General features: G+C 60.5%; 12 protein-coding genes. 5 read left to right on the top strand and 7 right to left on the bottom strand.

Features of this window, described 5'->3' with window-relative positions:
• Positions 1 to 50 precede the first annotated feature (50 nt).
• Positions 51 to 380 (top strand): DUF1491 family protein, encoded by a 330-nt coding sequence (locus tag MPJ51_RS15030; RefSeq protein ID WP_298388402.1) that lies wholly within the window; start codon positions 51 to 53, stop codon positions 378 to 380.
• A 105-nt stretch (positions 381 to 485) separates the two neighbouring features.
• Positions 486 to 809 (top strand): SemiSWEET transporter, encoded by a 324-nt coding sequence (locus MPJ51_RS15025; RefSeq protein ID WP_298388401.1) that lies wholly within the window; start codon positions 486 to 488, stop codon positions 807 to 809.
• Positions 810 to 813: 4 nt separating this feature from the next.
• On the opposite strand, the gene MPJ51_RS15020 is transcribed toward MPJ51_RS15025, so the two are convergent.
• Positions 814 to 1,119 carry a hypothetical protein gene (locus MPJ51_RS15020; protein WP_298388399.1) on the bottom strand — a complete coding sequence of 102 codons (306 nt, stop codon included), beginning with the start codon at positions 1,117 to 1,119 and terminating at the stop codon, positions 814 to 816.
• 125 nt (positions 1,120 to 1,244) lie between these two features.
• Between MPJ51_RS15020 and recO the strand changes: the two genes are divergently transcribed.
• The gene (gene recO, locus MPJ51_RS15015) at positions 1,245 to 1,970 is read left to right on the top strand and encodes a DNA repair protein RecO (protein WP_298388397.1); all 726 of its coding nucleotides are present in this window, start codon (positions 1,245 to 1,247) and stop codon (positions 1,968 to 1,970) included.
• On the opposite strand, the gene MPJ51_RS15010 is transcribed toward recO, so the two are convergent.
• The 6 genes from MPJ51_RS15010 to MPJ51_RS14985 all read right to left on the bottom strand — a co-directional run bounded on the left by MPJ51_RS15010 (position 1,954) and on the right by MPJ51_RS14985 (position 7,805).
• Complete coding sequence (locus MPJ51_RS15010) at positions 1,954 to 2,346, bottom strand: META domain-containing protein (protein ID WP_298388395.1); 393 nt, start codon at positions 2,344 to 2,346, stop codon at positions 1,954 to 1,956. The genes recO and MPJ51_RS15010 overlap by 17 nt on opposite strands.
• Before the next feature lie 41 nt (positions 2,347 to 2,387).
• Positions 2,388 to 2,936 carry a hypothetical protein gene (locus MPJ51_RS15005; RefSeq protein WP_298388393.1) on the bottom strand — a complete coding sequence of 183 codons (549 nt, stop codon included), beginning with the start codon at positions 2,934 to 2,936 and terminating at the stop codon, positions 2,388 to 2,390.
• 173 nt (positions 2,937 to 3,109) lie between these two features.
• Positions 3,110 to 4,801, bottom strand: a complete 1,692-nt coding sequence (locus tag MPJ51_RS15000) for an acyl-CoA dehydrogenase family protein (RefSeq protein ID WP_298388391.1) — start codon at positions 4,799 to 4,801, stop codon at positions 3,110 to 3,112.
• Positions 4,802 to 5,011: 210 nt separating this feature from the next.
• On the bottom strand, positions 5,012 to 5,554 hold the full coding sequence (locus MPJ51_RS14995) for a hypothetical protein (RefSeq protein WP_298388389.1): 543 nt from the start codon (positions 5,552 to 5,554) through the stop codon (positions 5,012 to 5,014).
• Between the two features lie 33 nt (positions 5,555 to 5,587).
• Complete coding sequence (locus tag MPJ51_RS14990; protein WP_298388388.1) at positions 5,588 to 5,878, bottom strand: hypothetical protein; 291 nt, start codon at positions 5,876 to 5,878, stop codon at positions 5,588 to 5,590.
• Between the two features lie 328 nt (positions 5,879 to 6,206).
• Positions 6,207 to 7,805: a phosphoenolpyruvate carboxykinase gene (locus tag MPJ51_RS14985; protein ID WP_298388386.1), complete on the bottom strand. Its 1,599-nt coding sequence runs from the start codon at positions 7,803 to 7,805 to the stop codon at positions 6,207 to 6,209.
• A 347-nt stretch (positions 7,806 to 8,152) separates the two neighbouring features.
• Here MPJ51_RS14985 and MPJ51_RS14980 point away from each other — a divergent pair, with 347 nt between their 5' ends.
• Positions 8,153 to 8,857: a response regulator transcription factor gene (locus MPJ51_RS14980; protein WP_298388384.1), complete on the top strand. Its 705-nt coding sequence runs from the start codon at positions 8,153 to 8,155 to the stop codon at positions 8,855 to 8,857.
• 32 nt (positions 8,858 to 8,889) lie between these two features.
• Entirely contained in the window at positions 8,890 to 10,605 is a 1,716-nt protein-coding gene (locus tag MPJ51_RS14975) for a sensor histidine kinase (protein WP_298388382.1), read from the top strand.
• Position 10,606 lies beyond the last annotated feature (1 nt).

Here is a 10,606-nt window from a genome sequence, read left to right as displayed (position 1 = left end):
GCTAAGAATTTTCGACGAAAATTCTTGGCCCCGGTGGAGAGGGGAGAGATATGACCCGCCTGACGGCAGATTTTTGGGTTCACGCATATCTGGCGCGGCTGCGGTTTCAGGAGATACCTGCCTTTGTCGTGGCCCATGGCGATGACACAGCGGGCGCGGTTCTGGTCAAGCTCAACACGCTGGACGGTCAGGCGGTCGCGTTTCAGCGCAGCTTCGATTTGATGAGCGGCGAGCGTAAATGGGTTGAACTGTCTTCGGGTGCTGAAAGGGATGTGGATGTGGCAATCCAGCGTCAGCGTGGCTTTGATCCGGACCTTTGGGTGATCGAGGTGGAGGATCGGCAGGGGCGGCATCTGTTGGGCGAAGAGGGGTTGGAGTAAACGCGGTCCCGGGCGCTTGGACCCACGACGCAATAGGCTTATGAATCTTTGATACCTGTCACAACCGATTGGCATGGTCAGAAGCAAAAAACAGGAGTTGGGGCGTTGGCTGAATCACTTGGTCAGAAGCTTGAAGCATCGAAATTCGGGCATTGGATGCAGCGGTTTGAGGGCTTCATGGTCGTTGTCGGCGTTGTCGGGCCGTTTGCCACGCTGCCGCAACTTATCAAACTCTTTTTTACCCACTCGCAACACGCCACGGGCCAGTCGCTGTTGACCTGGTCGCTTTACGCCGGGCTGTCGCTGTTGTGGTTCATCTACGGGCTGATCGTCGGCAAGCTGCCCATCTATGTGGGCAACGGTCTTTCGATGGTGCTGAACCTGCTCATGGTCCTCGGCATATTGATCCACGCAGGTCTTACGTTCTGATTGCTTACCACCCGGCGCTTTTCAGGGTGATGTCGTGCCCGACGGCGTTCAGTGTCTTGCCAGCGAAGTCTTTCACCTTGGGTGCGAATGCCTGAAAATAGGGTTGCGATTGCACGTGGGCCAGGGTCTCGGCGCTGTCCCAGCGGCCCCAGTGATACCGGGTCACCCCATCATCGGCGACGGCGACCTGATAGGTGAATTTCCCGGCCGCCACCGGATCATTGTCAATGGCCGCGATGAACGTGCTGATGGCGGCTTTCCATTCAGCCTCGTCTCCGTCGTATTGGTATATGATTGTGATGCCCCGCATGGCGTTTGATCCTTATTTAACCATATTGTTAATTTATGGATTAATACGTGCGGGTCAAGCTTTCCCGGTTGCGGCGACCCCCGCCGCTGGGCCAAATTGAGCGCAGGAAACGGCACGAGGCCCCATTGGACTGGCGCGATCACGGCATACTTCTGACCTCTCGTCGCCATGGCGAAACCGCTGCGATTGTTGAGGTCTTTACCGAAGGCCACGGTCGCCACGCTGGCGTGGTCAGGGGCGGTGCCAGCCGCAAGATTGCGCCGATCCTGCAACCCGGTGCGCAACTGGATGTGCTCTGGCGCGCGCGGCTGGAAGAACATATCGGCACATTTCAGGTCGAACCTTTGCGATCTCGTGCGGCGGCGGCGTTTTCGGGACGGCTGGCGTTGGCTGGGCTGAACGCGGTGGTGGCGCTGCTGTCATTCTGTCTGCCCGAGCGTGAGCCGCACCCGGCGATTTACAAACAAACCGAGCAACTGATGGACCTGCTGGGCCAAGATGAGATCTGGCCGCTGGCCTACCTGCACTGGGAACTGGCGCTGTTGGAGGAACTGGGCTTTGGCCTCGCCCTGTCCACCTGCGCGGTAACGGGGGCGACCGAGGGGTTGATCTATGTCTCACCCAAAACCGGCCGTGCTGTCAGTGTGGCAGGCGCGGGGGAATGGGCGGACAGGTTGCTGCCCCTGCCGCCCTGTTTGCGCCGGGAAGGCGCTGCACCGGATGCCGAGATTGCCGAAGGGCTGCGCACCACCGGGTATTTTCTGGAACACCGCCTTGCACCGTCTCTGGGCCATAATCCATTGCCCGAGGCGCGGGCGCGGTTTGTTGATCAATTCACTCGGCGGCTGTGAAGACCATTTCGTGCCCGTCCTCATTGCGCAGGATCAGCACGTCGCCGGACACTTCGGATTGGGTCATCGCCAGAAGGGCAGCGAAATACATGCCCTCGGCCTCTAACCCGGCGCAGGCGGCGCGGGTGGCGGCCAGATCGGTGACCTCGAACCACGGGTAGGGGGCATTCAGCGTGCCGGAATATCCGTTGCACGGGGCGTTGCCTTCGATGCGGCCCTCTTCCGGGAAGCGCAGCAGGGCGCGGGCCGGGAAGGGCTGGCCGTTGATTTCCTGCAACGCCCAGATTTGATCCGCCGCGCCATAGGCGGCGACAGTTTCGTCCGTGCTGCATTGGAACAGGGCGATCAGGGGTAGGGTCAGGATCAGGCGTATCATGATCCGGTCTTAGCCTATCGGAAAGGCAGACGGAACCGGCGTCAGAACGACAGCTCTCCGTTCAGAAGTTCTTCGCGCACTTCCAGCCGGGGGCGCCAGTTGTATCGCGTATCCTCGCGGGTCGGGGCCCAATGCAGCCGTCCGCTGTTGCGCCAGGGGTCCAGAATGATGCCGTCTTCGATCCCGTCACCGCGCGCGCTGATCAGGGCCGAATGATGGATGATCCGAAACGGGGTGGGCGGAGAGGTGGCCCAATGCAGTTGCAGCGTGCGGAAATCTTCTTGCCGCAGGCGGCGGGTCATGGCCTGGGCCCAGTCATTGCACAGGCCATGTTCGCGAAAGCCGTTGATGACCTTGGCGTTGTGGATGATGGCCGGGTCGGTGACGTTCCATTCCTGCGCCAGTTGCTGGGAATAGCTATAGGAAATCTCAGCCGCGCGGCGGGCTTCGTTCGGGTCGACATCGGGACCCAGTGCCTGAATGGCGTTGGTCAGGCCGTCGATATCGCTGCGCTGGACCGGCTGCGGGGTCGAGCAGGCACCAAGCACAAGGGTCACGAACATCGCCAAGGCCGCAAATACAGGTTTCACGTTCAACTCTCCATCCAGTGCAGGAGCGAATCCCACAAGCTTCCGGGCCGTGGTCTATTTGATTTCCCGTAAGGTGCCGAGGGGGAAGTTTCACGAGCCCGCCATCAGAACCGTCGAAAAGAAAACCCGGCGCGGGGCCGGGTTCAGTTGGGGAAACCACGGTGAGCCGGGTGTTAGCCGAGCAACCGCCGTGCGATGACCTGAGCCTGAATTTCAGCGGCCCCTTCAAAGATGTTCAGAATGCGCGCGTCGCACAAAACGCGGCTGATCTTGTATTCCAGCGCAAAGCCGTTGCCGCCATGGATCTGCAACCCGTTATCTGCCGCCGCCCATGCGACCCGCGCGCCCAGCAGCTTGGCCATTCCGGCCTCTAGGTCGCAGCGCTGGCCGTGGTCTTTCTCCCACGCCGAGAAATAGGTCAGCTGCCGCGCGATCATGATCTCGACCGCCATCATCGCCAGCTTGCCGGACACGCGGGGGAAGTTGATCAGCGATTTGCCGAACTGCTTGCGGTCCTGCGCGTATTGCATGGCGATATCCAGCGCGCTTTGCGCCACGCCAATGGCGCGGGCGGCGGTCTGGATGCGGGCGGATTCAAACGTCTCCATGAGCTGCTTGAAGCCTTTGCCCTCTTCGCCGCCCAGCAGGTTCTCACCTTTGACGTGGAAGCCGTCAAAACCCAGCTCGTATTCCTTCATGCCGCGATAACCCAGCACCTCGATCTCACCGCCGGTCATGCCGGGGGTGGGGAAGGGGTTCTCATCCGTTCCGGGGGTCTTTTCGGCCAGAAACATCGACAGACCGCGATGGTCGGTGGTATCGGGGTTGGTCCGCGCCAGCAGGGTCATCACATGGGTGCGCGCCGCGTGGGTGATCCATGTCTTGTTGCCGGTGATCTTGTAATCGCCGTTTTCATCCTTCACCGCGCGGGTGCGCAGGCTGCCGAGGTCGGACCCGGTATTGGGTTCGGTAAACACGGCAGTGGGCAGGATTTCCGCGCTGGCGATCTTGGGCAGCCATTGCGCCTTCTGCTCATCGGTGCCGCCCGCGATGATCAACTCGGCCGCGATCTCGGACCGGGTGCCCAGCGAGCCAACGCCGATATAGCCGCGCGACAGTTCCTCGGACACCACGCACATCGAGGCTTTGGACAGGCCGAACCCGCCGAATTCCTCGGGGATGGTCAGGCCAAAGACGCCCATTTCGGCCAGTTCCTCGATGATCTCGATCGGGATCAGTTCGTCGTTTAGGTGCCAGTCATGAGCGTTCGGTTCGACCTTTTCCTGCGCGTAACGGCGGAACTGGTCGCGGATCATCTCAAGCTCTTCATCCAGACCGGATGCACCGAACATGGTGGCGCCGGATTGATCCTGCATCAGTTCGACCAGACGGGTGCGCGCGGCCTGAGAGTTCGCCTGTGCCATCAGTGTCTGCACCTCGGTGCATTGGAAACCGGACAGGGCATCCCAGCCCAGACCCAGATCCTGCAGGCGCAGGACCTCACCCTGATTCATCGGGATGCCACCTGCGACCTGATGCAGGTATTCGCCAAAGGCGATCTGGTGCAGCAGTTGTTCCAGCTCGCCGAATTTGCCATCCGCCTCCAGCGCTTGCGCCCAGCGTTGCATCTGTTGCAGGGACTGGTGATAGGTCGCCAGCCAGGCCAGCCCGTGCGCGGCGGTCTGGTGCGCCTCGATCAGCGCGCCCGAGATGCGGCCGTCGGCGGTCACCATCTCGCGGACCGCAGCGCGGGCGCGTTCGAACACGGCCTCGACCGCGGGCAGGGCCGCGCCGGTCAGGGTCAGGAGATCGGGCAAAACTGCTGTTGTGGTCATCTGGGTCACATCCTGTCCGTCATGGGCCATGAATCACGTCCTTCTCTGGGTCGTCTGGTCATATCATGCTGCGCGTGCAGCGCAACAAAAATACGAATTATACTGGTAAAATGTTCAAATATTACGCGCCCATTGTTGCGGTGCAGAGAGATTTGCAGGCGACAGGGAACACCCACGCCCCTTTTGATGGGGTGCCAGTGTTCCTTTTGTAAGATGTCCGCAGTCGCCTGCCCGAAAGGCTCAGGCGCGCCGTTCGGTCAGGCGGAAGGCGTAGTAGAGGCCCAGCATCAGGAAGAACAGGCCCGAGATGTCGCCGATCAGATAGGCGATGTATTCCTCGGGTGCGCTGTCAAAGGCCATATTGGTCAGGATCGCCACCAGGACCGAGGTCACCACGCCCACGCCCATGACGCAGGCCCAGCAGGGGCGGCGGTCTGGCTTGGGAAACAGGTCCCAGCCCACCCATTTGCAGATGTAGAACACCGCCGGAACGGTGGTGACGGCAATGGCAATGGCCAGCAACCGGCTGGTTTGGAACACGTCCCAGCCACCGATCAGGGCAAAGACGAGGAACACCCCCGGCAACAGGGCAAAGATCGCCCGCCAGCCCAGCAGCCACGCGGCCAGAACCCGCACGCCATGCGGCAGGAACAGCAGGCTGGCGTGGCTGGGATATTGCGGAAAGAACATGTTCTGCAGCGGCATCAGGACCTCGAAGGTCAGCAGCGATGCCACGACATAGGCCAGTGAGGCATAGAACGTGTCAGAAACCCACCTGTTCACGGATGTCAGCCGTTTACTGGCGGCAAAGGCATATCATCTTGGCGCATGAACGATATACCGCCCCCGGTTGGCATTGCCGCTTTGCGACAGATACCCTTTCTGGACCAGCGACTTCAGCGCGCGAAAAAATGTCGGGCGCGAGACGCTTTCAACCAGGGTATGTTCGATCAGGCCAAATGTACGCACTTCTTGCTGATCTTTCGACAGCTCTTCGGCGGCGTAATAGATGTCACGTTCAACCGGGGACAGCTCTTCCAGCCCCAGAGTCCGTTCCATGCTTTGCATCAGCTTGCGCAATTCGGCGAGTTTCGAGATTTCGGTCATGTTTTACCTGTCGTTTTCAGCACCGGCTTCTTAGACGCAGGACTATGCCTGCCGAACCGGCGCCACCCCCATGTGAAAAGTGACACCATTTGATCGGGCAGCTCACAACGCGGGTGTGAGTGTGTACGCTAGAAGCCACCCAAAGGCATTCAGGACGCCCCATCCGGTTAAAAATACCGGGCCGGGATCGCCGCGATAACTCGGTTTGATACTGTATCGTGGGGCGTGTCGCAATGAATTTGTAACGAACATCCCGACAAGGTGAAGGCGCGGGATCGCGCCCGCGCCTTTGAAACTTCGGGAAGGCCGTGGCCCCCTTGCGGCGTGCTTAGCCGATGGCGACCGCCTTGATGTCGTCGTCGATGAACGGAACGTATTGTTCAAAGTTCTCGGCAAACATCTGCACCAGCTTTTCAGCCTGTTTGTCAAACGCGGCCTGATCGTCCCAGGTGCGGCGCGGGTCCAGCAGAACCTCGGCAACGCCGGGGACCGAGACCGGAACGTCAAAGCCGAAATTGGCATCCTTGCGGAATTCAGCGTCCCGCAACGACCCTTCCAGCGCGGCGGTCAGCAGGGCGCGGGTCGCCCGGATCGGCATCCGGCTGCCCACGCCATAGGCACCGCCGGTCCAGCCCGTGTTGACCAGCCAGCAGGTCGCACCGTGCTGGGCGATCTTGTCGCGCAGCAGGTTGCCATAGGCTTCTGGACGGCGCGGCATGAAGGGCGCGCCGAAACAGGTCGAGAATGTGGGCTGCGGCTCGGTCACACCACGCTCGGTGCCCGCCACCTTGGACGTAAAGCCCGACAGGAAGTGATACATCGCTTGCGCCGGGGTCAGCCGCGCGATCGGAGGCAGAACGCCAAACGCATCGCAGGTCAGCATGATGATGTTCTTCGGATGCCCACCCAGCGCGGTGCTGGAGGCGTTCGAGATATACTCCAACGGATAGGCGCAGCGCATGTTTGCGGTCAGCGAATCGTCGTCGAAATCCAGTTCCTTGGTTTCCTCATCGAAGACCATGTTTTCGATGACGGTGCCGAACTTGCTGGTGGTGGCGTAAATCTCGGGCTCGGCTTCGGCGTTCAGGTTGATCGTCTTGGCATAGCAGCCGCCCTCAAAGTTGAAGGTGCCGCGATCGGACCAGCCATGTTCGTCATCACCGATCAGAACGCGCGACGGATCGGCCGACAGGGTGGTCTTGCCGGTGCCGGACAGGCCAAAGAACACGGCGGTGTCGACCGGGTTTCCGACCGCGTGGTTGGCCGAGCAGTGCATCGGCATCACGCCTTTTTCCGGCAGCATGTAGTTCAGCAGGGTAAAGACGGATTTCTTGTTCTCACCCGCGTACTCGGTGCCGCCGATCAGGATCAGCTTGCGGTCAAAGTTCAGCGCGATCACCGTCTCGCTGCGGCAGCCATGCTTGGCCGGGTCGGCCTGAAAGCTGGGGCAGTTGATGACGGTGAAATCGGCAGTGAACTCGTCCAGATCCTCGCGATCCGGGCGGCGCAGCAGGTGACGGATGAACAGGTTGTGCCAGGCCAGTTCGGTGACCATGCGCACATTGATCGAATAGGCCGGGTCGGCCCCGCCAACCAGATCCTGCACGAAATAGTCGCGGCCCTTCATATGCTCCAGCATATCGGCATAGAGGGCGTCGAACCCTTCGGGGGTCATCGCGGCGTTGTTTTCCCACCAGATGGTGTCGGTCACGCTTTCGGTTTTGACAACATGCTTGTCCTTGGGCGACCGGCCGGTGAATTTGCCGGTGGTGACCAGAAAGGCCCCGCCATTGCCAAGGGTGCCTTCGCCGCGCTTCAGCGCCTGTTCGATCAGCGCCGGTTCCATGAAGTTGTAATAGACATTGCCCAGACCCTCGATGCCCTGATCTTCGAGGCGGAATTGCGGGTTAACCCGTCCAGATGTCATGTGTGTCTTCTCCTGTGGCGGCGCTGCGGCGGTTTGGGCCACGTGCGCCATTGGGGCAGTGTACCGGGAAAATACCGGCGGATGCGCGCGTCTTATCACGTAGCTTTGGGACATGAACAGGCGGGTTTGACGCAGTTAGCGCAACCAAGCCTAACTTTAGCGCAACCAAGGATTTCCTGTCGGAAAACCGGGCAGTAATTTGCAGGCAACAAGGCAAATTTGCCGCATAGCTGCCCCAACAAAGGCACGATTCGCAGATACGGATTGATTCGGCGTCTTAAAACCGCCAACAATGCCTTACAAAAAAGCGAATTATTTCGCGGTGAGCAGGAATAGGGGTGAACCCGATGTCAAAGATCGCACTGGTGGATGACGACAGAAATATTCTGACGTCCGTATCCATGACACTCGAAGCCGAGGGGTTCGAGGTTGAAACCTATAATGACGGGCAGGCCGCACTGGATGCGTTCAACAAAAAGCTGCCGGACATGGCCGTTCTGGATATCAAGATGCCACGGATGGACGGCATGGACCTGCTGCAACGCCTGCGGCAGAAGACCCAGATGCCGGTCATTTTCCTGACCTCGAAAGACGATGAGATCGACGAGGTTCTGGGCCTGCGCATGGGCGCCGACGACTATGTGAAAAAGCCTTTTTCCCAACGTTTGCTGGTCGAGCGCATCCGCGCCCTGCTGCGTCGGCAAGAGGCCACCGAAGGTGACGCCGCAGCCCCCAATACCGGCGACGCCAAGGTGATGGAACGGGGCGAGCTGCGGATGGACCCGCTGCGTCATGCGGTTACCTGGAAGGGGGCTGACGTCTCGCTGACGGTAACCGAATTCCTGCTGTTGCAGGCGCTGGCCCAACGGCCCGGTTTCGTCAAAAGCCGCGATCAGCTGATGGATGTGGCCTATGATGATCAGGTTTATGTGGATGACCGGACGATCGACAGCCATATCAAGCGCCTGCGCAAGAAAATGCGCGCCGCTGACCCGGAATTTTCGGCAATCGAGACTTTGTACGGTATCGGATATCGGTATAACGAAGAATAGACGCGACCGGAATTAAAGGGTGGTGGGGTTACGTGCGCGATACCGAGGAAGCCAGCGAACTGCGCGACGGTGATGTCGTTCTTGGGGATGATTGGGTCATCCCCCAGGACCCCGAGGCTGCCGAGATGCATGCCAAGCGGTCACGGCGCAGTTTATTCACCCTGCGAAACTCGCCGCTGGCACGCCGGATCATCACATTCAATCTGATCGCTTTGGTCATTCTGGTGGCCGGGCTGCTGTATCTGGACGATTCCCGCGAACAACGCGTGCAGCAGACCGCGCGCAATCTGGTTGGCGATGCGCAACTGGTCAGCAACGTGTTTGAAACCCAATTGCGTCAGCCGGGGGCCAGAAACGGACAGGCCGCCGCGCTGGATGTGCGCGACACGCTGTCCGGCCTCAGCCTGCCCGAAGGGGGCGAGGTGTTTGTCTATGACAATACAGGCACCCTGATCGGCTGGACCCGCGGCACATCACCCGGATTTGACATGCCGGTTCTGATCCAGTCCGACCGTCAGGCTGCGACCGGCAACACGCTGATCAGCGATGCGCTGAATGCGGTCTGGACGGGGATTTATACTCTGTTCACGCGTTCCCCCGAAGGCGAAGCGCCCACCTTGGCGCAGCGCGTGCAAGAGATCATTCCGAACGCATTGACCGGCACTGTGAAGGTTCAGGCGGTGCAGGATGATGCCGGGGACACGGTGATTGTCGCCGCCACGCCGATTCTGGTAGACGGCGCCCCGGTCGGGGTTGTTGCCATGGCGGGACCTCCGGGTGAGATCGACGCACTGACGCGGCAGGAGCAGGAACGCATCCTGCAGATGTTCATCGTTGCCCTCCTGGTGTCCATCGGCCTGAGCCTTGTGCTGGCCTCGACCATCGCAAACCCGCTGGCCGATCTGGCGGCGGCCGCTGAATCCGGCAAGGATCGCGGGTCGGGCGTCAACCCGGGGCGTATCCGCATCCCTGACCTCAGTGCCCGCCCGGACGAGATCGGTCGCCTCAGCCGTGCGCTGCGCGGGATGGTGACGGCGCTTTACAACCGCATCGACGCGAATGAGCAGTTCGCCGCAGATGTCGCGCATGAGATCAAGAACCCGCTGGCCAGTCTGCAATCGGCTGTTGGCACCCTGCGTATGGTCAAGCGCGATGATCAGCGCGAAAAGCTGCTGGGCGTCATCGAACATGACGTGCGCCGTCTGGACCGCTTGGTCAGCGATATCTCGAACGCCTCGCGTCTGGATGCGGAACTGGTCAAGGAAGAAGAACAGCCCTTTGATCTGCTGAAACTGCTCGACAATATCGGCCAGTTTCTGGGCGAGGATGCTCGGTCGAAAGGCATCGAATACATCACCGATCTGCCCTCGGGGCCGATCGTGGTCAACGGGCTTGAGGCGCGTCTGGCGCAGGTCTTCGTCAACCTGATCACCAACGCGATTTCCTTCTGTCAGGAAAGCGACGCAATCCGCGTCTGGGTGCGCCAGCGCGACAAGCGCGTCTTGATCGTGGTCGAGGATACCGGCCCCGGCATTCCCGATCAGGCTCTGACCAAAGTGTTCAAACGCTTCTATTCGGAACGGCCCGAAGAGCATTTCGGCAACAATTCTGGCCTCGGCCTTGCGATCTCGAAACAGATTGTCGAAGCCCATGGCGGCGTGATCTGGGCCGAGAATATCCGCCCGACCGAGGCGGACATCACCTCGGACCCGCTGGGTGCCCGGTTTGTCGTGGGGCTTCCCGTTTAAC

It is taken from the genome of Ruegeria sp., from assembly GCF_028066395.1.
In the GTDB taxonomy this organism is placed as follows: Bacteria; Pseudomonadota; Alphaproteobacteria; order Rhodobacterales; family Rhodobacteraceae; genus Ruegeria.
Note: the sequence above shows the minus strand (reverse complement) of the source record. Positions and strands in the feature narration are given on the sequence as shown.

Coding starts and splice junctions, on each gene's coding strand:
- MPJ51_RS15030 (WP_298388402.1), top strand. CDS start 51: ATGACCCGCCTGACGGCAGATTTTTGGGTTCACGCATATCTGGCGCGG.
- MPJ51_RS15020 (WP_298388399.1), bottom strand. CDS start 1,119: ATGCGGGGCATCACAATCATATACCAATACGACGGAGACGAGGCTGAA.
- MPJ51_RS15010 (WP_298388395.1), bottom strand. CDS start 2,346: ATGATACGCCTGATCCTGACCCTACCCCTGATCGCCCTGTTCCAATGC.
- MPJ51_RS15000 (WP_298388391.1), bottom strand. CDS start 4,801: ATGGCCCATGACGGACAGGATGTGACCCAGATGACCACAACAGCAGTT.
- MPJ51_RS14990 (WP_298388388.1), bottom strand. CDS start 5,878: ATGACCGAAATCTCGAAACTCGCCGAATTGCGCAAGCTGATGCAAAGC.
- MPJ51_RS14985 (WP_298388386.1), bottom strand. CDS start 7,805: ATGACATCTGGACGGGTTAACCCGCAATTCCGCCTCGAAGATCAGGGC.
- MPJ51_RS14980 (WP_298388384.1), top strand. CDS start 8,153: ATGTCAAAGATCGCACTGGTGGATGACGACAGAAATATTCTGACGTCC.